This is a genomic window from Streptomyces sp. NPDC039609, from assembly GCF_055596705.1.
The window spans coordinates 231,207-252,245 of record NZ_JBVIUJ010000009.1 but is presented as its reverse complement, the minus strand read 5'-3'; the positions used below and the strand labels follow the sequence as shown (position 1 = coordinate 252,245).

Annotated in this window: 16 protein-coding genes; 13 read left to right on the top strand and 3 right to left on the bottom strand. The window is 70.9% G+C overall.

The window, feature by feature from the left end; genetic code table 11:
• Positions 1-11: 11 nt before the first annotated feature.
• The 9 genes from gatB to ACZ561_RS27105 all read left to right on the top strand — a co-directional run bounded on the left by gatB (position 12) and on the right by ACZ561_RS27105 (position 11,601).
• Positions 12-1,523 (top strand): Asp-tRNA(Asn)/Glu-tRNA(Gln) amidotransferase subunit GatB, encoded by a 1,512-nt coding sequence (gene gatB, locus ACZ561_RS27145; protein ID WP_329115609.1) that lies wholly within the window; start codon positions 12-14, stop codon positions 1,521-1,523.
• A gap of 113 nt (positions 1,524-1,636) precedes the next feature.
• The gene (locus ACZ561_RS27140; protein ID WP_329115607.1) at positions 1,637-1,930 is read left to right on the top strand and encodes an ArsR/SmtB family transcription factor; all 294 of its coding nucleotides are present in this window, start codon (positions 1,637-1,639) and stop codon (positions 1,928-1,930) included.
• The gene (locus ACZ561_RS27135; protein WP_376438881.1) at positions 1,927-2,313 is read left to right on the top strand and encodes a VOC family protein; all 387 of its coding nucleotides are present in this window, start codon (positions 1,927-1,929) and stop codon (positions 2,311-2,313) included. The genes ACZ561_RS27140 and ACZ561_RS27135 overlap by 4 nt, the downstream gene beginning before the upstream one ends.
• 179 nt (positions 2,314-2,492) lie before the next feature.
• A complete protein-coding gene (locus ACZ561_RS27130; protein ID WP_470999650.1) occupies positions 2,493-4,583 on the top strand; it encodes a phosphocholine-specific phospholipase C in 2,091 nt (696 codons plus the stop codon).
• Positions 4,584-4,784: 201 nt separating this feature from the next.
• On the top strand, positions 4,785-7,055 hold the full coding sequence (locus tag ACZ561_RS27125) for an MMPL family transporter (RefSeq protein WP_470999648.1): 2,271 nt from the start codon (positions 4,785-4,787) through the stop codon (positions 7,053-7,055).
• Positions 7,033-7,599, top strand: a complete 567-nt coding sequence (locus tag ACZ561_RS27120) for a GNAT family N-acetyltransferase (RefSeq protein WP_470999646.1) — start codon at positions 7,033-7,035, stop codon at positions 7,597-7,599. Before ACZ561_RS27125 ends, ACZ561_RS27120 begins: the two co-directional genes overlap by 23 nt.
• 35 nt (positions 7,600-7,634) lie before the next feature.
• Positions 7,635-8,222: a hypothetical protein gene (locus ACZ561_RS27115; RefSeq protein WP_470999644.1), complete on the top strand. Its 588-nt coding sequence runs from the start codon at positions 7,635-7,637 to the stop codon at positions 8,220-8,222.
• Between the two features lie 129 nt (positions 8,223-8,351).
• Positions 8,352-8,534 (top strand): hypothetical protein, encoded by a 183-nt coding sequence (locus ACZ561_RS27110; RefSeq protein WP_470999641.1) that lies wholly within the window; start codon positions 8,352-8,354, stop codon positions 8,532-8,534.
• Between the two features lie 7 nt (positions 8,535-8,541).
• Entirely contained in the window at positions 8,542-11,601 is a 3,060-nt protein-coding gene (locus ACZ561_RS27105) for a helix-turn-helix transcriptional regulator (protein ID WP_470999639.1), read from the top strand.
• Here the strand turns inward: ACZ561_RS27105 and ACZ561_RS27100 are convergent.
• The 3 genes from ACZ561_RS27100 to ACZ561_RS27090 form a co-directional block, all read right to left on the bottom strand.
• On the bottom strand, positions 11,485-11,802 hold the full coding sequence (locus tag ACZ561_RS27100; RefSeq protein WP_470999637.1) for a DUF6191 domain-containing protein: 318 nt from the start codon (positions 11,800-11,802) through the stop codon (positions 11,485-11,487). The two genes, ACZ561_RS27105 and ACZ561_RS27100, sit on opposite strands and share 117 nt — an antisense overlap.
• 10 nt (positions 11,803-11,812) lie before the next feature.
• Positions 11,813-12,922, bottom strand: coding sequence for a PQQ-dependent sugar dehydrogenase (locus ACZ561_RS27095; RefSeq protein WP_470999819.1), 1,110 nt, complete (start codon positions 12,920-12,922; stop codon positions 11,813-11,815).
• A gap of 83 nt (positions 12,923-13,005) precedes the next feature.
• Positions 13,006-14,007 carry an aldo/keto reductase gene (locus ACZ561_RS27090; RefSeq protein ID WP_470999635.1) on the bottom strand — a complete coding sequence of 334 codons (1,002 nt, stop codon included), beginning with the start codon at positions 14,005-14,007 and terminating at the stop codon, positions 13,006-13,008.
• A 75-nt stretch (positions 14,008-14,082) separates the two neighbouring features.
• Between ACZ561_RS27090 and ACZ561_RS27085 the strand changes: the two genes are divergently transcribed.
• The 4 genes from ACZ561_RS27085 to ilvN all read left to right on the top strand — a co-directional run bounded on the left by ACZ561_RS27085 (position 14,083) and on the right by ilvN (position 20,921).
• On the top strand, positions 14,083-15,045 hold the full coding sequence (locus tag ACZ561_RS27085) for a 2-hydroxyacid dehydrogenase (RefSeq protein WP_470999633.1): 963 nt from the start codon (positions 14,083-14,085) through the stop codon (positions 15,043-15,045).
• Positions 15,046-15,248: 203 nt separating this feature from the next.
• On the top strand, positions 15,249-18,275 hold the full coding sequence (locus tag ACZ561_RS27080; RefSeq protein WP_470999631.1) for a putative bifunctional diguanylate cyclase/phosphodiesterase: 3,027 nt from the start codon (positions 15,249-15,251) through the stop codon (positions 18,273-18,275).
• Between the two features lie 205 nt (positions 18,276-18,480).
• A complete protein-coding gene (locus ACZ561_RS27075; RefSeq protein WP_470999629.1) occupies positions 18,481-20,364 on the top strand; it encodes an acetolactate synthase large subunit in 1,884 nt (627 codons plus the stop codon).
• A 32-nt stretch (positions 20,365-20,396) separates the two neighbouring features.
• The gene (gene ilvN / locus ACZ561_RS27070; protein ID WP_215065241.1) at positions 20,397-20,921 is read left to right on the top strand and encodes an acetolactate synthase small subunit; all 525 of its coding nucleotides are present in this window, start codon (positions 20,397-20,399) and stop codon (positions 20,919-20,921) included.
• The last annotated feature ends 118 nt before the right edge of the window (positions 20,922-21,039 follow it).

The following is a 21,039-nucleotide window of genomic DNA, read 5'->3' as shown; positions in this document are numbered from 1 at the left end:
AAAGTCTCACTGTGACCGTCACTGAACTGCTGTCGTACGACGCGGCGCTCGCTGCGTACGACCCCGTCATGGGCCTGGAGGTCCATGTCGAACTCGGTACGAAGACCAAGATGTTCTGCGGCTGCTCGACCGAGCTGGGTGCCGAGCCCAACTCGCAGACCTGCCCCACCTGTCTCGGTCTGCCCGGCTCGCTGCCGGTCGTCAACGCGATCGGCGTCGAGTCGGCCGTCAAGATCGGTCTCGCGCTGAACTGCGAGATCGCCGAGTGGTGCCGCTTCGCCCGGAAGAACTACTTCTATCCGGACATGCCGAAGAACTTCCAGACCTCGCAGTACGACGAGCCGATCGCCTTCAACGGCTATCTGGACGTCCAGCTGGAGGACGGGGAGATCTTCCGCGTGGAGATCGAGCGCGCCCACATGGAGGAGGACACCGGCAAGTCGCTGCACGTCGGTGGTGCCACCGGCCGCATCCACGGCGCGTCCCACTCCCTGCTCGACTACAACCGGGCCGGCATCCCGCTCATCGAGATCGTCACCAAGCCCATCGAGGGTGCGGGCGAGCGCGCTCCCGAGGTCGCCAAGGCGTACGTCGCCGAGCTGCGCGAGCTGATCCGTGCGCTGGACGTCTCCGAGGCGCGCATGGACAAGGGCCAGATGCGCTGCGACGTGAACCTGTCGCTGCGCCCGCACGGCACCAAGGTCTTCGGCACCCGCTCGGAGACGAAGAACGTCAACTCGCTCCGTTCGGTGGAGCGGGCGGCGCGCTTCGAGATCCAGCGCCACGCGGCCGTCCTGCAGTCGGGCGGCACGATCGTGCAGGAGACCCGTCACTTCCACGAGGAAGACGGCTCCACCACGTCCGGCCGGATCAAGGACAACGCGGAGGACTACCGGTACTTCCCGGAGCCCGACCTCGTCCCCGTCGCCCCGGCCCGTGAGTGGGTCGAGGAGCTGCGCGCCGGGCTGCCCGAGCTGCCGCGCGTGCGCCGCAACCGGCTCCGCGAGGAGTGGGGCGTGTCGGAGCACGACATGCAGTCGATCCTCAACGCGGGCGCGGTCGACCTCATCGTCGCGACCACGGACGCCGGTGCTCCGGCGGACCAGGCCCGCAAGTGGTGGATGGGTGAACTGGCCCGCTCCGCCAACGAGTCGGGCACGGCCCTGGACGAGCTGCCGATCACCCCGGCGCAGGTCGCCCGGGTGACCGAGCTGGTGGCCTCCGGCGACCTCACCGACAAGCTGGCCCGCCAGGTCATCGAGGGCGTGCTGGCCGGCGAGGGCGGCCCGGACGAGGTCGTCGAGAAGCGCGGCCTGAAGGTCGTCTCCGACGAGGGCGCGCTCGGCACGGCGGTCGACGAGGCCATCGCGGCCAACGCGGCCATCGCCGACAAGATCCGCGGCGGCAAGGTCGCGGCGGTCGGCGCCCTGGTGGGCGCGGTCATGAAGGCAACCCGCGGCCAGGCGGACGCGGCGCGCGTGAAGGACCTGATCCTGGAGAAGCTGGGCGTCAGCGAGGGCTGATCGGCTGCTTTCGTACAAGGGCGGCCCGCACCGGAGGTTCCGGGGCGGGCCGCCCTTGTCATGGGGAGGGCCGGCCTTGATAGGCAAGTGGCTACTTGCCTATGGTGGTGGGTATGACGGAGGATGTCTTCAAGGCACTGGCCGATCCCACCCGTCGGCGCATCCTCGATGAGCTGGTGGAACGGGACGGTCAGACCCTGTTCGAGATATGCACACGGCTGGTGACGAAGCACGGTCTGGGGCTGTCCCGGCAGGCGATCAGCCAGCATCTCGCCGTACTGGAATCCGCGGGTCTGGTCGTCTCGCGGCGGCAGGGCCGCTACAAGTTCCACGATCTGAACACCGAACCCCTTGAGCGCATCGCGAGCCGGTGGCTCAGGCCCGAAACACCGGAGAGCACCCCATGAGGATCCACATCACCAGCGTCTTCGTCGACGACCAGGAGAAGGCCGAGCGCTTCTACACGGATGTACTGGGCTTCGTGAAGAAGCACGACGTCCCGCTGGGCACGGACCGGTGGCTGACCATGGTCTCGCCGGAAGACCCCGAGGGGACCGAACTGCTCCTCGAGCCCTCCCGCCATCCCGTGGTGCAGGCGTACAAGACGGGGCTGGCGAAGGACGGCATCCCGGCGGTCTCCTTCGCCGTGGACGACGTGCGGGCGGAGTTCGACCGACTGCGCGGGCTCGGCGTCCAGTTCACCCAGGACCCGCTGGAGATGGGCCCGTCCACCACGGCGGTCCTGGACGACACCTGCGGCAACCTGATCCAGATCGTGCACGTCAAGTAGAGGCGGCGGCCGCGGGGGCTCCGTGGCCGGAAATCGCTTGGACTTCCGTCACCGCCTGATGGACGTTCACCACCCCGCCGTCGTCGGGTCTTCTCACCGTCACTCGGTCTCACTACCGTCCCCCGCGTACCACCCAATGGCTCGAAGGCGAACCATTGGCCGTCGTCTGGAGGTCGTTCGTGTCACCCGAGATGTCTCGCAGAAGGCTCCTCGCACTGGGCGGTGGCGCCCTCGGTGTTGCCACCGCCGGATCGTTGCTCCCGCCGTCGTTGCAGGAGGCGATCGCCGCGGGGCCACCGGCCGGCGGGATGTCGGCGGTGAAGCACGTCGTGATCCTCATGCAGGAGAACCGGTCCTTCGACCACTACTTCGGCACCCTCCGCGGTGTCCGTGGATTCGGTGACCGCAACGCCATCGAGCTCCCCTCCGGCAAGCCGGTCTTCGAGCAGCCCGCCGCGCTCGACCGGACCGTGCTCCCGTTCCCGATCAGGAACGCGGCCGAGGCCCAGAAGAAGGACCTCCAGTACATCGGCGACCTCGACCACTCCTGGAGCGGTGGCTCCAAGGCGTGGCGCGACGGGTGGATGGACGGCTGGGTCTCCGCCAAGACCGCGGCGACGATGGCGTACTACGACCGCCAGGACATCCCGCTGCACCACGAGCTCGCCGACACCTTCACCATCTGCGACGCCTACCACTCCTCCATCCACACCTCGACGAGTCCCAACCGGAACCACCTGTGGTCCGGCTGGACCGGCTTCGAGGCCGACGGCAGCCGTGCCGTCACCAACGCCGCGTACGCCGAGGGCACCCACCCCGGCTACTCCTGGCCCACCTACGCCGAGCGTCTCGAAGCGGCCGGGCGGAGCTGGAAGACGTACACGGAGTGGGAGAACTTCACCGACAACAACATCGAGTTCTTCACCAGCTTCAAGAAGATCGCCCGCAAGGCGCTCGCCACCACCGGCGGGCACACCTTCATGGAGTCCTTCTACGCCGCTGTCCGCGACACGGAGGACGCCGCCGAACGGTCCCGGCTCCTCGCCGCCCTCGAGGACGGCGTCGCCACCCTCACCGCTGCCGAGCGCTCGCTCTTCGAGCGCGGACTGCGCCGCGTCGAGACCGGGAAGCTCGCCGACGCCTTCCGCGCCGATGTGGCCGCAGGGACGCTGCCGGAGGTCTCGTACCTCGTCCCCTCCGCGATCGACTCCGAGCACCCCGGCTCCTCCTCACCGATCGCCTCCGCCACCCTCGTCTACAAGGTGCTCGACGCCCTCGGCGCGCACCCCGACGTGTGGCGCCACACCGTCGTGCTGATCAATTACGACGAGAACGACGGCTTCTTCGACCACGTGCCGCCGCCCGTCCCGCCGGCGGACAACACGGACGAGCGCTACAAGGGTCTGCCCACCGGCCTCGGCATCCGCGTCCCGCTGCTCGTCGTCTCCCCCTGGTCGGTCGGCGGCTACGTCTGCTCCGAGACCTTCGACCACACCTCCGTGGTCCGCTTCCTGGAGAAGCTCACCGGCATCCAGGAGCCCAACATCACCCCGTGGCGCCGCGCCGTCACCGGCGACCTGACCTCCGCCTTCGACTTCCGCCGCGGGCACCGCCGGCCCGAGATCGAGCAGCCCGGCCCGATCCCGCCCTTCTCCGGCCGGTGGCGGCCGCAGCCCCCGCTCGTCCAGCAGATGCCGGTGCAGGAGCCGGGCACCCGCCCCGCCCGCCCGCTGCCGTACCAGCCGGACGCCGTCGCGAAGGTGGGGGAGAAGGAGATCACCGTCGCCCTGCGCAACAGCGGGAAGGCGAGTGTCCACTTCGCGCTCTATCCGTACGCCGGAGAGTTCACCGTCCCCCAGCACAAGGACGTAAGGGGCGCGGCGCACTGGGCGGTACCCCTCACCCGCGATCATTACCGGTTCACGATCACCGGTCCGAACGGCTTCCGCCGCGAGTTCGAGGGCCCGACGGCGGGCGGCGCCGAGGTCGCCTCGCATATCGACCATCATGACCGTGACCTGCATCTCACCGTACGGAACACGGGCGCCGCCCCGATCTCCTTCACCGTCCGCCCGCTCGGCTACGTCGACCGGGACGACCTCCGCGACTGGACCCGCACCGTCACCGTCAAGCCGGGCCGGGGCCGTACCGTCGTGCACTCCGCGGCCGACGCGCACGGCTGGTACGACGTCGAGGTGACCGCCCCCGGCGGCTTCCGGCGGCGGCTCATGGGGCACATCGAGAACGGGCGGGCGAGCGTCTCCGGCTGAGGCCGCCGACGAGACCTTCCGAACGCGCTGCGCGGGAGCCCAGGACCAAAGGCCTGAGCTCCCGCGCAGCCCTGTGAGTAACGACACGAAACGGGCAAAGGATCTCTTAAGGCTGCAACAGTGGCCTGACGTAGGTCATGCGTTCTTTGCGGGCAGTTCCCCGGTAAAGATCCACGAACCACCCACCAGGGAGCACGTCCTTTGGCAGCCATCGCACGGTGGTGCATCAAGCACCGCCTCGTCGTCGTTCTGCTCTGGCTCATCGCCCTCGGCGGAGCAGTCGCCGGCGCAGCGGTCGCGGGCAACGCGTACTCCAACGACTACGAGGTACCAGGCACCGAGTCCGGCCGTGCCACCGCTCTCCTCGATCAGGGGTTCCCCGGCGCGGGCGGTGACAGCGACACCATCGTCTGGCACACCGAGACGAGCAGTGTCCGCGCCACCGGCATCGAGCAGCGCATGACCGAGATGCTCGACGAGGTGGCCGAACTGCCCGGCATCGCGTCGGTGGCCTCCCCGTACGGGGACAGCCCGGCCGCCCAGGCGCAGATCAGCGAGGACGGGCGCACCGCCTACGCCGCGGTCACCTTCCACGAGCAGGCCGACGACATCCCGGAGGCCCAGGCCCAGGCGCTCGTCGACACGGCCCGCACGGCCGCGGGCGACGGCGTCCAGGTCGAACTCGGCGGCACCGCCATCGCCCTCACCGAGGCCCCCGGCGGACACACCGCCGAGGCCGTCGGCGTGGTCGTCGCGGCTGTCGTCCTCTTCCTCGCCTTCGGCTCGCTCGCCGCCTCCGCGCTCCCCATCGCCACCGCCCTCGTCAGCGTGGGCATCGCGTACTCCGGGATCGCGCTGCTCGGCCACGTCATCACGGTCGCCGACTTCGCGCCCATGCTGGGCCTGCTCATCGGCCTGGGCGTCGGCATCGACTACGCCCTGTTCATCGTCACCCGGCACCGCAAGGGCCTCAAACGTGGGCTCTCGGTCGCCGAATCCGCGCAGATCGCCGTCGCGACCACCGGCCGTGCCGTCGTCTTCGCGGGCGCGACCGTCTGCATCGCACTGCTCGGCATGCTGATCCTCAGGCTCAGCTTCCTCAACGGCGTCGCCATCGCCGCCTCACTGACCGTGGTCCTCACCGTCGCGGCCTCCATCACCCTGCTGCCCGCGCTGCTCTCCCTCATCGGCATGCGGGCGCTCAGCCGGCGCGAACGGCGGCATCTCGCCGAGCACGGCCCGCAGCCCGAGCTGCCGACCGGCTTCGCCGCCCGCTGGTCCGCCTTCGTGGAGCGCCACCCCAAGCTGCTCGGCGCGGTCGCCGCCGTCGTCATGCTGGTCCTGGCCCTGCCGACCCTCTCGCTCCATCTCGGTACGTCCGACCAGGGCAACGGCCCGGCCACGGCGACGACGCGGCAGGCGTACGACCTGCTGGCCGAAGGATTCGGGCCCGGAGTGAACGGGCCGCTCACCCTCGTCGCCCAGATCGACGGCGCCGACGACAGGGTCGCGCTCGCGGAGCTGCCGGCCGAGCTCGCGAACACCCGAGGCGTCGAGTCCGTCTCGCCGATCACGTACAGCAGCGCGGGCGACACGGCCGTCCTGACCGTCGTACCGGACTCCTCTCCGCAGTCGAAGGCGACGAGCGAGCTCGTCGACCGGCTGCGCGCGGACGTGCTGCCCTCGGCCGAGCAGGGCACCTCGCTGGACGTGCACGTCGGCGGCGTCACCGCCTCGTACGACGACTTCGCCGAGATCATCGTCGGCAAGCTGCCGCTCTTCGTGGGCGTCGTCATCGCGCTCGGCTGTCTGCTGCTCCTGCTCGCGTTCCGGTCGATCGGCATTCCGCTGAAGGCGGCGGCCATGAACGTGGCCGCCGTCGCCTCCTCCTTCGGGATCGTCGTCGCGATCTTCCAGTGGGGGTGGGGGAGCGAGCTGCTGGGGCTCGGCAGCGCCGGCCCGATCGAACCGTTCCTGCCCGTGATCATGGTGTCGGTGCTCTTCGGGCTCTCCATGGACTACCAGGTCTTCCTGGTCAGCCGGATGTACGAGGAGTGGCTGGAGACGGGCGACAACCGTCGGGCGGTCCGGGTCGGGCTCGCCGAGACCAGCCGGGTGATCAACTCCGCGGCGGTCATCATGATCTCCGTCTTCCTCGCCTTCGTGCTGAGCGGGGACCGGGTCATCGCGATGTTCGGCATCGCGCTCGCCGCCGCCGTCGCGCTCGACGCGTTCGTCCTGCGCACGCTGCTCGTCCCGGCGCTCATGCACATGCTCGGCGGGGCGAACTGGTGGCTGCCGCGCTGGCTCGACCGCCGACTGCCCAGGATCAGCATCGAACCCGCCGAGTCCCGTGCCGCAGCAGACGCGCGCGACGCCGAACGGGACGACGACCGTGCGAAGATCCCCCTGCAGCGTGTGACGGTTTCGAGCGCGGAGGACAACGAGGATGTTCGCGATATCGCTGGGTGACGACGGTGCGGTGCTGAAGCCTCTGGAGCCTTCGCACGCCGAGGAGTTCCTCACCCACATGAACCGCGGCCGGGAATACGTCGGGGAGCACATCGCGCTCCCCGACTTCGTGGCGGACCTCGACTCGGCCCGCTCCTTCCTCAAGGCGTACGCCGAGAAGGCCGCGAACGACGCCGGCCGGATCTACGGCATCTGGACCGGGGGCACCCTCGTCGGCGGCGTGCTCTTCCGCACGATGGACGTGACCCTCGGGACGGCCGAGGCCGGGTGCTGGCTGGAGCCGTCGGCGGTCGGCAAGGGCCTGGTCACCAGGGCCGCGCGCACCATCATCGACTGGGCGATCGTGGAGCGCTCCATCCACCGCGTCGAGTGGCTGGTCTCCTCGAAGAACGAGGCCAGCATCGCAGTGGCCCGGCGGCTCGGCATGACGAAGGACGGCGTGCTGCGGGAGAGCTACCCGTACCGCGGGCAGCGCCTCGACATGGAGGTCTGGTCGGTGCTCGCGCCGGAGTGGAAGACGCTCAGGGCCGGGCAGGCTTCTTAAGGCCCTTCTCATACGCGGCACCTAGCGTGCCGTGCATGACTGCCAAGACTGACGAGAACACGGAAGCCGAGAAGACCACGGAGGCCGTGCAGACCGAGGACACCGTGAAGACCACGGAGGCCGTGCAGACCGCGAAGACCGCGGAGGCCGTCGGCCCCGGCGACGGCCTCGACGCCGTCGACGAGCCGGACGAGCAGGGAGACCTGGACGACCTGGACGAGCTGGAGGCGGCCGACGAGGTCCCCGCCGCCTCCAGCGGCGTCGGCGCGGGCGCCGCGGCCGTCGTCTCCGCCGGCCTCGGGCTCGCCGCCCTGAGCGGCACCTGGGTCGGGAAGGTCGGCAGCGAGCGCGAGACGCTCATCGGCCAGATCAAGGCCCAGGGCGGCACCGCCGCCCAGCAGATCTCCGAGATCTACGGCGACGCCTGGCACACCACCGCACTCGTCAACGGCCTCTTCTCACTCCTCGCCCTGATCACCGCCGTGGTCGTCCTCACCCGTCCGCAGCGCCCCGTCTGGATCCGGGCCGTGGCCGTCGCCGGTGCCGTACTGGGCGGAATCGGACTGTTCCTGTCGGCGGGCATGTACTTCGACCTGTTCCTGAGTCTCCCGTCGGCGCCCTAAGTACCCCCTAGGACCCTCCTAAGGCCCCCCGTACCCCGAACATGCGGCACTCTCCCGATGTGGCGACACCCCCTGGGAAACGACAGTAGAGGCATCGCAAGGAGCGATACCGACACCAGGGAGCATCGAATGTTCGCGTACGAACTGCACCGCATGAACCACGACGAGCGCGTCCGTGAGGCCACCGCCGAGCGCCTGGCCCGCCAGGCCGTCAAGGCGCGGCGGGCCGCGAAGGAGGCCGCCCGGTCCGGAGGCCATGATTCCGAAGGGCGGGTGGGAGCCGAGCGAGGCCGCTTCGTCCGGGCCGCGTGACCCCCGTATGAGCACGACCCCGGACGTCTGTGCGATGCTCGGCGCCGTGGAGACCAGGTCAGTCAGCCCCGTGTTCGTCGGCCGGGCCGGCGAACTCACCGCCCTCACCGACGCGCTCGCCCGCGCCGGTGAGGGAGAGCCCCAGGCTCTGCTCATCGGCGGCGAGGCCGGCGTGGGCAAGACGCGGCTCATCGAGGAGTTCGTCGCCGCGGCCTGCGACCGCGGCGCCTTCGTCGCGGTCGGCGGCTGTGTCGAAGTCGGCGCGGACGGGCTGCCGTTCGCGCCCTTCTCCACCGCCCTGCGCGCGCTGAGCCGCCGACTCCCCGACGAACTGGCGGCCGCGGCCGCCGGGCAGGAGGGCGAACTCGCCCGCCTCCTCCCCGAACTCGGCGACGTCGGCAGCCACGAGCCCTCCAACGAGGACTCCACCGCCCGGCTCTTCGAACTGACCGTACGGCTCCTGGAACGGCTCGCCGCCGACCGGACGATCGTGCTCGTCCTGGAGGACCTGCACTGGGCCGACGCATCGACCCGGCACCTCCTCGCCTACCTCTTCCGCACCCTGCGCCGCGGGCGGATCGTGGTCGTCGCCACCTACCGCGCCGACGACATCCACCGCCGCCACCCGCTGCGCCCCCTGCTTGCCGAACTGGACCGGCTGCGGACCATCCGGCGCATCGAACTCGCCCGGTTCACGCGCGCGGAGGTCCGCCGCCAGCTCACCGGCATCCTCGCCGCCGAACCCGACGCCGCCCTCGTCGACGAGGTCTTCGACCGCTCCGACGGCAACGCCTTCTTCGTCGAGGAACTCGTCGTCTCCCACGAGTCCGGCTGCGCCCCCGGCGCACTCACCGACTCCCTGCGCGATCTGCTGCTCGTCCGGGTCGAGACGCTCCCCGAGGACGCCCAGCGGGTCGCCAGGATCGTCGCCGAAGGCGGCTCCACCGTCGAGTACGCGCTGCTCGCCGCCGTCGCCCGGCTCTCCGAGGACGACCTCATCGAGGCGCTGCGCGCCGCCGTCGGCGCCAACATCCTGCAGTCCGTCCCCGACGGCGACGGCTACCGGTTCCGCCACTCCCTGGTCCGCGAGGCCGTCAGCGACGACCTGCTGCCCGGTGAACGCTCCCGCCTCAACCGGCGCTACGCCGAAGCCCTGGAGGCCGACCCCTCCCTCGTCCGCTCCGACGAACGGGCCACCAGGTCCGCCAGCTACTGGTACCACGCCCACGACCCCTCCCGGGCGCTGCCGGCCGTGCTCCGCGCCTCCGTCGAGGCCCGCAAGCGCTCTGCGTACGCCGAGCAACTGCGGCTCCTCGAACGGGCCATGGAACTCTGGGACGAGGTCCCCGCCGAGGTGCGCGGCTCCCTGCGGCCGATGGACTACGCCGAGGCGTACCCTCCGTGCGGCTGCGACCCCGAGACCACGCCGCTGCGCTATCTCGACCTGCTCGCCGAGGCCGCGTACGCCGCCCGGCTGTGCGGGGAGCGCGAACGCGCCCTGAAGATCGGCAAGATGGCCCTGCGGCTCCTCGAAGGGGAGGAGGACGAGGACCGCGACCCGCTGCGCTCCGCCTGGTTCTGGACCGAACGCTCCCGCATCGTCTCCGGACTCGGCCGCTCCGACGGCTGGGACGAGATCGCCACCGCCCAGGAACTCGTCAAGGGCATGCCTCCGTCCGGTGTGCACGCCCGCATCCTCGCCGTGGCCGCCGGCTGGGGGATGCTCCACAAGCCCGGCCCGGAGAGCCTCGCCGCCGCCGAGCGGGCCGTCGAGTACGCCCGCCTCGTCAAGGACGAGTCCATCGAGCTCAGCGCCCGACTGACCCTCGGCACCCTCCAGGTCGGCGCCGGAGACCGCGAGACCGGGCTCGCCACCATGTACGAGGTACGCGACCGCACCCGCGCCCTCGGCCTCCACCACGAGTCCTCCCGCGCCCACGTCAATCTCTCCCACTCCCTGGAGAACCTCGGCCGCTCCCAGGAGGCCGTCGACGTCGCCGAGGAGGGCATCCGGCTCACCCGCGACCACGGCCTTCTCGACAGCCAGGGCTGGATCCGCTCCAACCAGGCCGAGTCGCAGCTCTCCCTCGGGCTCTGGTGCGATGCCCAGCGCAACTGCGAGTGGCTGGAACGGAACGGCATCCGATCCAAGCCGCGCGGCTCCGTGGCCCTGCGCCTCGCCCAACTGGCCCTCGCCCGGGGCGAGCTGGACACCGCCGTCACCCAGCTCGCCGCCGCCCGCGAGCACTTCGGCGAGGCCGACCCCATGCCGCAGTACACCGTCCCGACGCGCATGGTCGAGCTGGGCATCGCCGCCGTCGGCGGCCGGATCCAGGACGTCCGGACCGTGCTCGCCGCCGCCGCGGAGTCCGGCTTCCCGCTCGGCACCCACCGAGAGGCCTGGCCGCTGCTGCTCGCCGCCGCCACCGCGGAGGCCGACTCGCTCGGCCTGCCCGCCGCCGAGGAGGGCCGCACAGAGGCGATCGCCCTGATCCGCCGCTGCGTACGGGGGCTGGCGACCCCCGCGCCCGTGTGGGAGGCGTACTCCCTGCACACCTCGGCGGAGCTGGACCGTGCGGAGGACCGCCGACCCGTCGAACGCTGGACCGAGATCGTCACCGCGTACGAGCAGCTGGAGCGCCCCTACCTGCTCGCCCAGACGCGTCATCGCCTCGCCGACGCCCTGCTCGCGGAGGGCGGCCTTCGTGAGGAGGCAGCGGCCCTCCTGCGCGAGGCCCATGCCACGGCCGTCCGCCTCGGCGCGCACCCCCTCCGCGAAGACGTCGCACTCCTGGCCGCCCGGGCCCGTCTCTCCCTCACCACCCCGGATCACGCCCCCGAACCGGAGACGGGAGACGACGCCTTCGGCCTGACTCCCCGGGAGCAGGACGTCCTGCGCCTGGTCTCCGCCGGCCGCACCAACCGTCAGATCGCCGAGGAACTCTTCATCTCACCGAAGACGGCGAGCGTCCACGTCTCCAACATCCTCGCCAAGCTGGGCGTCTCCGGCCGCGGCGAGGCAGCCGCCCTCGCGCACCGCCTCCGCCTCCTGGAGCCGACTCCCTAAGGCATGCACACCCTGGGCTCCCTGATCGTTCGTGGCGGCCGGTCCCGGGACGCGTATCGTCACGCGGCCCGACGTCAGGTCGATCGGGCCCTTCCCGGGATCACCGTCGCCCTGGTCCTCCCTGGTCAGGGCGAGCCGCTGACGCTCGTCCTCGGTGTGCTTGCGGCCCGGTGCGAAGAGTTCTTCCGCCAGGTTGAACATCGTGTCGCCCCTATCTCACCTCCAGCCGGAGGATCTTGTCGTCGCCGGCCCCGGGGGTGCCCCGGGAGTCGGTCTCGCTCGTCGTCAGCCAGAGCCGGCCGTCACCCGCCGCCAGGACCGTACGCAGGCGGCCGAACTCCTCCACGAGGAACGCCTCGGGTTCCCCCGCGCGTTCCGCCCCCGAGAGAGGAATCCGCCACAGTCGCTCGCCTCTGAGCCCGGCCATCCAGATCGCGCCCTCGGCGTAGGCGATACCGCTCGGCGAGGCCTCGTCCGTCTTCCACTGGGCCACCGGGTTCACGAAGCCGGACACGTCCGACGAGCCCTCCACCGTCGGCCACCCGTAGTTCTTGCCGGGCTGGATCAGATTGAGCTCGTCCCAGGTGTTCTGGCCGAACTCGGCCGCCCACAGCCGTCCGTCCGTGTCCCAGGCCAGGCCCTGCACATTGCGGTGACCGTACGAATACACCAACGAGCCGGGGAACGGATTGCCGGGCGCCGGCTTCCCCTCCGGTGTCATCCGCAGGATCTTGCCGCCCAGCGACTCCAGGTTCTGCGAGAGGCCCGTCTCGCCCCGCTCGCCCGTCCCCGCGAACAGCATCCCGTCCGGGCCGAACGCGATCCGCCCGCCGTTGTGCACCGTCCCCTTCGGGATGCCCGACAGGACCACCTCGGGCGCGCCCAGCCGGTCCGTGCGCCCGCCTCCGTACGGCATCCGGACGATGCGGTTGTCCGACTCGGCAGTGAAGTACGCGTACACCAGGCCGTCCCGCACGGCGAGGCCCATCAGCCCGCCCTCACCGCCGGGAACCACCCCCGGCACCTCTCCGACCAGCGTCTTCGTCCCCGTCTTCGCGTCGACACGGGTGATCGTCCGCTCGTCGCGCGAGGCGACGAGAAGATCCCCGCCGGGCAGCGCGGCCACCCCCCACGGCGACTCCAGATCCTCGGTCAGCGTCCCGGCGACCCGCACTTCGGCCGGCGCCCCTCCCGTCCCCGTCCCCGACTGCGACGCGGACGGGGGCGCGGACGTGGGCGAGGACGCGGGCCCGCTCCCACCCTCGCCCGACGAGCACCCCGTCACGAGCCCCAGCACGGCGGCGGCACACACAGCTCCCACAAAAGTTCGGCCCACGGTCCCGATCCCTTCGAACGGCGCTCACTACCCTTGATACACCGCTCGGGCCGATCAGGTTCCCGCGCTCAGTCCCACGATCCCCGCGGCGCGGGCAGCCGCGCGATCTCCGCCAGATCCGCGGCCGTCAGCACCAGCTCCGCCGCCCGCGCGTTCTCCACCGCCCAGACCTCCCGCTTCGCCCCCGGGATCGGCACCACGTGCGGCCCCTGCGCCAGCGTCCACGCCAGCGCCACCTGGGCCGGAGTGACCTTCGCGCCGTGCCGCGCCGCCACCCGCCGCAGACCGGCCACCAGCGGCTGGTTGGCAGCCATCATCTCGGCCGTGAAGCGGGGGTGCCGGGCCCGCGGGTCGTCCGGCTCGAAGCCGCCGCCCGGCGTCAGCGTCCCGGTGAGGAAACCGTTCCCCAGCGGCATCGCGGCCAGGAACCCCACACCCCGTGCCTCGCACCACGGCAGCAGCCGCTCCAGCGCCTCGGGCGACCACACCGACAGCTCGGCCTCCACCGCGCTCACCGGGAAGACCTGCTGGACCCGCTCCAGCTGCCGAATCGTTCCCTCGTGCAGATGCGCCGGCCCGCCGCGCCGGGCCGCACGGGCCCCCACCGCGCAGAACCCGAGCGCCCGCACCTTGCCCGCGGACACCAGCTCGGCCATCGCGCCCCAGGTCTCCTCGACCGGCACCTCGGGATCGGCCCGGTGCAGCTGATAGAGATCGATCACATCCGTCTGCAGCCGGCGCAGCGAGGCGTCGCAGGCCCGCCGTACGTATCCCGGCCGGCCGTTGGCCACCACATGCTGATCGCCCACGAGGAGACCGCACTTGGTCGACACGAACGCCTCCGCCCGGCGTTCCTTCAGAGCCCGCCCCACCAACAGCTCGTTGGTGAACGGCCCGTACATGTCCGCGGTGTCGAGCAGACTCACCCCGGCGTCCAGCGCCGCGTGCACCGTCCGCAGCGAGCGGTCACCACGCTGCTGCGAGGCGTTGTAGGCCCAGTTCATCGGCATGCAGCCCAGGCCGACCGCCCCCACGTCGAGCGCCGCCGCCCCGATAGTCCTGCGCTCCACCTGCCGGTACCCCTCCCTGTGCCGCCCCCCAAAGTAACCAATGGTGAGCGGGTTTCTTCGCATAGCCTCCCGGTCATGACACTCGATGACACGACCGCTGACGTGTGGCTTCCGATTCCCGCGGACGAGATCGAAGGGCTTCCCGATCCGGGCGCGTCGGGGCTGAACTACCGCTTCTGGGACGGCGGTCCCGACTTCCCGGCCGATCCGGCGCGCTGCGCCTTCTACGTGGTCCCGTACATGAAGGGCACGGAGATCGCCGTCCGGCCGCTCGCCGCGATGACCTCGGTGCGTGCCGTACAGACGCTGTCGGCCGGCACGGACCATGTGACCCCCGGGCTCGGCGCGCTGCGCCCAGGGGTCGAACTCTGCAACGCCAAAGGCGTGCACGAGGCCAGCACCGCCGAGCTGACGCTCGCTCTGATCCTCGCCTCTCTGCGCGGGATTCCCGGCTTCGTGCGCGGCCAGGACGCGGAGGAATGGCGGGGCGGCTTCTATCCGGCGCTGGCCGACAAGTCCGTACTGATCGTGGGGTACGGGTCGATCGGTGCCGCCATCGAGGACCGGCTCGTTCCGTTCGAGTGCGCGCGGGTGGCGCGCGTCGCGCGCTCCGCACGCACCACGGAGCGCGGTCCGGTCCAGCCGATGTCCGCTCTGGCCGACCTGCTGCCGCAGGCGGATGTCGTGGTGCTGTCCACCCCTCTCACGCCCGAGACCAGGCATCTCGCCGGCGCGGGGTTCCTCGCGCGGATGCGGGACGGGGCGCTTCTGGTCAACGTCGCCAGGGGCCCCGTGGTGGACACCGCCGCGTTGCTCAAGGAGGTCGAGAGCGGCCGGATCACCGCCGCGCTCGATGTCACCGACCCCGAACCGCTGCCGCCCGGCCACCCGTTGTGGCACGCTCCCGGTGTCCTGGTGAGTCCCCATGTCGGCGGTTCCACTTCGGCGTTCATGCCCCGTGCCAAGCGGCTGATCGCCGGCCAGCTGACCCGGTTCGCGGCGGGGGATCGGCTGGCCAATGTGGTCCTGACCACCTGAGTCGCCGGCCCACGGCGCGCGCCCCCTCGGGGCGCCCGCCGTGAGCCCCAGGGCCGTCACTGAGAGTACAGCACCCCTGTCCCTGAGTGACGGTCCTGGTGTATCGTCCCGGAGCGGGGGGCTGCGTCGAGTACGAGCTGGCGCTGGGGAGCGAAGTGACGGGTCAACAGAATCCGAGGGGGGCGACGGGTGAAGTACGGCCGATGGACCGACGATCCGACGCGGCGGGGCCGCCGTCGACGACCCTCGCGCGCCCCGTTCCGGCACAGGAGGCGCCCGAAGACAGCGGCGTGCGCAGGGGAGCCCCGGTGACCGCCCCCGGAGCACTCATCGGCCGCAACCCGGTCGCCGCGGGCACGGCCCAGGGCGGCACGGCGACGGGCGGCGCCGCGTCCGCGGCCGTGAGCGGCACTCCGACGAAGAAGGCGGGAGGCGGAGCGAGCGGCACCCGGGGCCCGGACCCGACACCGACCGACACCGGCGGCGTCCTCACCCAGGTGGTCCTCGGGCTGATCTGCGCGGGCTACGCGACAGGGGCCGCTCTCGGCTGGGGATCCGAACAACTGTCGCTCATCATGGGCGACTTCGGCCTGAGCGCGGCCGCCCTCGCCGCAGGCGTCTCCTGCTTCCTCTACGCCCGCCTCCGCGAGAGCCGTTTCCGCCCCGCCTGGATGCTGTTCGCCTTCTCCTCCACGATGGCCGCCGCCGGGAACGCAGTCTGGGGGTGGTACGAAGTCGTGCTCGACCGGGAGGTGCCCAGCCCCTCCGTCGCCGACCTGTTCTTCCTGCTCTTCGCCCCGCCCGCCATCGTCGGCCTGCTCGTCCTCGCCAAGAAGCCCGTCACCCGGGCCGGCTGGGTCTGCCTCGGGCTCGACGCCTGGCTCATCGGCGGCTCGCTGCTCACCCTTTCGTGGAGCCTCGCCCTCGCGCACACCGCGCACTTCCAGGGCGAGAGCGTCGCCGAGGCCGCCCTCTCGCTCGCGTACCCGCTGCTCGACATCGTTCTCGTCAGCATGGTCCTGGCCCTGCACTTCCGCCGCTCCAACGTGAACCGCTCGGCGACGAACACGGCCATCGCCGCCCTCGCCCTCACGGTGCTGTGCGACGCACTCTTCACCTCCCCGTTGCTGCGCGAGAACTACACCTCCGGGCAGCTGCTCGACGCCGGCTGGTTCGCCGGATCGCTGCTCCTGGCGTACGCCCCCTGGGGGGTGCGCCGGGGCGTCGAGAGCACCTCCTCCCCGCGCGGCCAGCGCCTCCCGAGCCGCCCCGTGGCCGGTTCGCTGGCCGCCCTCACCCCCTATCTCGCCGCGGCGGTCTGCACGCTCGGCATCCTGTACAACGTCGTCGAGGGACGCAGAGTGGACCGCGTGGTCGTCTTCACCGGCTGTACGGTCGTCCTCGCCCTGGTCGTCCGGCAGGGCATCATGCTCCTCGACAACATCGCCCTCACCCATGAACTGGCCCAGAAGGAGAACCACTTCAGGTCCCTGGTGCAGGGCTCCAGCGACGTCATCATGATCGCCGCACCCACCGGCATACTCCGGTACGTGAGCCCCGCCGCTTCCGGGGTCTACGGGCGTGAGGCCGAGGATCTGATCGGCTCCGAACTGGCCTCCCTCATCCATCCGGAGGATCTCGGCGGCGTGGTCCACGAGGTGCGCCGGTTCCTCGCCGCTTCTCCCTCGGAGGAGCCGACGACCCGGATCGAGTGCCGCTTCCGCTCGGGCCGCGGCGACTGGCTCAATGTCGAGTCCACCGTCAACCGCCACCAGGGCGGGCTCATCTTCAACAGCCGCGACGTCACCGAACGGGTCAGACTCCAGGCGCAGTTGCAGCACAACGCCGAGCACGACCCGCTCACCGACCTGCCCAACCGGGCGCTGTTCACCCAGCGCGTCCGCAAGGCCCTCACCGGCCGACGCTCCTCCGACCCCGGCACCGCCGTGCTCTTCATCGACCTCGACGGCTTCAAGGGCGTCAACGACCGGCTCGGCCACCAGGCGGGCGACGAGCTCCTCGTCCAGGCCGCCCGCCGCCTCCAGGACTCCGTACGGGCCGGGGACACCGCCGCCCGTCTCGGCGGCGACGAGTTCGCCGCGCTCATCCTCGGCGACGGCTCGCGGGACACGTCGGCACGTGAGTACCAGGTCCACGAGATCGCCGACCGGCTCCGCCTCACGCTCTCCCAGCCGTACCGCCTCGACGGCGGGGACGAGGTGCGGGTCGCCGCCTCCATCGGCGTCGCCTTCGCCGAGCCCGGCATCAGCGCCGGGGACCTGCTCCGCAACGCCGACCTGGCCATGTACCGGGCCAAGGCCGCCGGCAAGGACCGCGTCGAGATGTACGCCCCGCAGATGCAGGCCGAGGTCGTCCGCAGGACGGAGCTGGCCACCAGGCTGCGCACCGCTCTCGACGACGGCGAGTTCGCCCTGCTCCACCAGCCCGTCGTGGACCTCACCAGCGGCCGTATCACCGCCGTCGCGGCCCAGGCCCGCTGGCGCTCCGCCCAGGGCATCCTCTTCACCCCCGCCGAGTTCCTGCGCGTCGCCGACGACAGAGAGCGCGTCTCCGAGCTCGGCCGCTGGCTCCTGGAGCAGGCCGTCGAGCAGGCCGCCGAACGGGCCGGACTCGGCCATCAGGCGCCGGTCTCCGTGCGGCTCTCCGCCCGCAGGCTCCTGGACCGCTCGCTGCCGCTGGCCACCGTCGAGGCGCTGCTGACCCGACACGGGCTCCCGTCGGGCTCCCTGATGATCGAACTCGCCGACAGCGACCCCCGGGTCTCCCTCGACGACCTGGAGCAGCGCCTGGTCGCCCTGCGCCGCCTCGGTGTACGGATTGCCCTGGACGGCTTCGGCAGCGGCCACGCGGCCATCAACGCGCTGCGGCGCCTCCCTGTCGACGTACTGAAACTGGACAGAGGTCTGGTCGAGGGTGTGGTCGAGTCGGCCCGGCTGCGCAAGATCACCAGCGGGCTGCTTCGCATCGCCCGCGACCTCGGGCTGCAGTCCGTCGCCGACGGTGTGGACGTCCCCGAGCAGGTGATCGCCCTGCGCGCCATGGGCTGCACGCACGGACAGGGCATGGCCTTCTCGGGTCCGCTGGACGAGTACCGGCTGCGCCGTGCGCTCGTGCGGGACGAGTACCCCGTCCCCGGAGGCGTGGCGATTCCAGCCGGAAACCGTCCCCCGTTCCGCTCAAATAGTGAGACGCCCGTCCCACCCCCTTGACACTGATGGTGCGTCGGGGAGAGGGTCAGTGCCATGCGCACCCGAATTCTCGTACTTGGAAAGCGCGTCGGCTGAAGCAGGGCCATAGAAGGCCCGGCTTGAACGCTACCGACGCGCTCCCCTCGCTTGCCTCCCGGCACGAGGGGTTTTTTGTTGCACCGGCTCCCCCCAAACCCTCGCAAAAACCCTCTGCTTCGAGAAGAGAATGCTGATGACCGAGCAGGCCTCCGGGCACCATCCGCAGCCGCGGGCCCGTAGCGGCGGACAGTCCGCCACCACCGTCGAGCACGTCACGGGTGCGCAGTCCCTCATCCGTTCTCTCGAGGAAGTGGGGGCCGACACCGTCTTCGGTATTCCGGGCGGCGCCATCCTCCCCGCGTACGACCCGATGATGGACTCCAAGAAGGTCCGCCACATCCTGGTCCGCCACGAGCAGGGAGCGGGCCACGCCGCCACCGGCTACGCCCAGGCCACCGGCAAGGTCGGCGTCTGTATGGCGACCTCCGGCCCCGGCGCCACCAACCTGGTGACCCCGATCGCCGACGCCCACATGGACTCCGTCCCGCTCGTCGCGATCACCGGCCAGGTCGCCTCCAAGGCGATCGGCACGGACGCCTTCCAGGAGGCGGACATCTGCGGCATCACGATGCCGATCACCAAGCACAACTTCCTGGTCACCAAGGCCGAGGACATCCCGCGGACGATCGCCGAGGCGTTCCACATCGCCTCCACCGGCCGTCCCGGCCCGGTCCTGGTCGACATCGCCAAGGACGCCCTGCAGGCGAAGACCACCTTCAGCTGGCCGCCGCAGACCGACCTGCCCGGCTACCGCCCGGTGACCAAGCCGCACGCCAAGCAGATCCGCGAGGCCGCCAAGCTGATCGCCGCGGCCAAGCGCCCCGTCCTGTACGTCGGTGGCGGCGTCCTGAAGGCCGGCGCCACCGGAGAGCTGAAGGTCCTCGCCGAGCTCACCGGCGCCCCCGTCACCACCACCCTGATGGCGCTGGGCGCGTTCCCCGACAGCCACCCGCTGCACGTGGGAATGCCGGGCATGCACGGTGCGGTCACCGCCGTCACCGCGCTGCAGAAGGCCGACCTGATCGTCGCCCTCGGAGCCCGCTTCGACGACCGCGTCACCGGCAAGCTGGACAGCTTCGCGCCCTTCGCCAAGATCGTCCACGCCGACATCGACCCGGCCGAGATCGGCAAGAACCGCGCCGCCGACGTCCCGATCGTCGGTGACGCCCGCGAGGTCATCGCCGACCTGGTCCAGGCCGTCCAGGCCGAGCACAGCGAGGGCAACAGGGGCGACTACACCGCATGGTGGAGCGACCTGAACCGCTGGCGCGAGACCTACCCGCTCGGCTACGACCTGCCGGAGGACGGCAGCCTCTCGCCGCAGCAGGTCATCCAGCGCATCGGCCAGCTCGCCCCCGCCGACACCATCTACGCGGCCGGCGTCGGCCAGCACCAGATGTGGGCCGCGCACTTCATCGACTACGAGAAGCCTGCCACCTGGCTCAACTCCGGCGGCGCCGGAACGATGGGCTACGCGGTCCCGGCCGCCATGGGTGCCAAGGCCGGTATGCCGGACCGCCCGGTCTGGGCGATCGACGGCGACGGCTGCTTCCAGATGACCAACCAGGAGCTGGTCACCTGCGCGCTCAACAACATCCCGATCAAGGTCGCCATCATCAACAACGGCGCCCTCGGGATGGTCCGCCAGTGGCAGACCCTCTTCTACAACCAGCGCTACTCCAGCACCGTCCTGCACGCCGACGACACCGGTCACGAGGCCGCCGGCTCCCAGGTCGGCGCGAGCACGGCGCCCCGCAAGGGCACCCGCATCCCGGACTTCGTCAAGCTGTCCGAGGCCATGGGCTGTGTCGCGCTGCGCTGCGAGGACCCGGCCGACCTGGACAAGGTCATCGCCGAGGCCAACGCCATCAACGACCGCCCGGTCGTGATCGACTTCATCGTCCACGAGGACGCCCAGGTCTGGCCCATGGTCGCCGCCGGCACCTCCAACGACGAGGTCATGGCCGCCCGGGGCGTCCGCCCCGACTTCGGCGACAACGAAGACGACTGAGACCGAGAGCCGTAGGAAGAGGAACGACGCACATGACTAGGCACACGCTCTCCGTCCTGGTGGAGAACACCCCCGGCATCCTGGCCCGGATCGCCGCCCTGTTCTCCCGCCGCGGCTTCAACATCGACTCGCTCGCCGTCGGTGTCACCGAACACCCCGACATCTCCCGCATCACCATCGTGGTCAATGTCGAGGACCTGCCGCTGGAGCAGGTGACCAAGCAGCTCAACAAGCTGGTCAACGTCCTGAAGATCGTCGAACTCGAGCCCTCCGCTGCGATCCAGCGCGAGCTCGTCCTGGTGAAGGTCCGCGCCGACAACGAGACCCGCTCCCAGATCGTCGAGATCGTCCAGCTGTTCCGTGCCAAGACCGTGGACGTCTCGCCCGAGGCGGTCACCATCGAGGCCACCGGTTCGAGTGACAAGCTCGACGCGATGCTCAAGATGCTGGAGCAGTTCGGCATCAAGGAGCTCGTGCAGTCCGGCACGATCGCCATAGGGCGTGGTGCCCGGTCCATCACGGACCGCTCCCTGCGGGCCCTCGACCGCAGCGCCTGACCCTTCCGGGCGTCAACAGGAACGGACCGCCGGTCCATCCGGCGGTCCGCCTGGCGAGACCCGAAGACTTCCCTCCCGCTCCCCGCCGTACGGTGGGACGCAACACCAGCACATCAAG

Bases quoted from the DNA above. Each gene is read 5' to 3' on its own strand.
- ACZ561_RS27140 (WP_329115607.1), top strand. From the start codon at position 1,637: ATGACGGAGGATGTCTTCAAGGCACTGGCCGATCCCACCCGTCGGCGC.
- ACZ561_RS27135 (WP_376438881.1), top strand. From the start codon at position 1,927: ATGAGGATCCACATCACCAGCGTCTTCGTCGACGACCAGGAGAAGGCC.
- ACZ561_RS27120 (WP_470999646.1), top strand. From the start codon at position 7,033: ATGTTCGCGATATCGCTGGGTGACGACGGTGCGGTGCTGAAGCCTCTG.
- ACZ561_RS27115 (WP_470999644.1), top strand. From the start codon at position 7,635: ATGACTGCCAAGACTGACGAGAACACGGAAGCCGAGAAGACCACGGAG.
- ACZ561_RS27110 (WP_470999641.1), top strand. From the start codon at position 8,352: ATGTTCGCGTACGAACTGCACCGCATGAACCACGACGAGCGCGTCCGT.
- ACZ561_RS27105 (WP_470999639.1), top strand. From the start codon at position 8,542: ATGAGCACGACCCCGGACGTCTGTGCGATGCTCGGCGCCGTGGAGACC.
- ACZ561_RS27100 (WP_470999637.1), bottom strand. From the start codon at position 11,802: ATGTTCAACCTGGCGGAAGAACTCTTCGCACCGGGCCGCAAGCACACC.
- ACZ561_RS27085 (WP_470999633.1), top strand. From the start codon at position 14,083: ATGACACTCGATGACACGACCGCTGACGTGTGGCTTCCGATTCCCGCG.
- ACZ561_RS27080 (WP_470999631.1), top strand. From the start codon at position 15,249: ATGGACCGACGATCCGACGCGGCGGGGCCGCCGTCGACGACCCTCGCG.
- ACZ561_RS27075 (WP_470999629.1), top strand. From the start codon at position 18,481: ATGCTGATGACCGAGCAGGCCTCCGGGCACCATCCGCAGCCGCGGGCC.
- ilvN (WP_215065241.1), top strand. From the start codon at position 20,397: ATGACTAGGCACACGCTCTCCGTCCTGGTGGAGAACACCCCCGGCATC.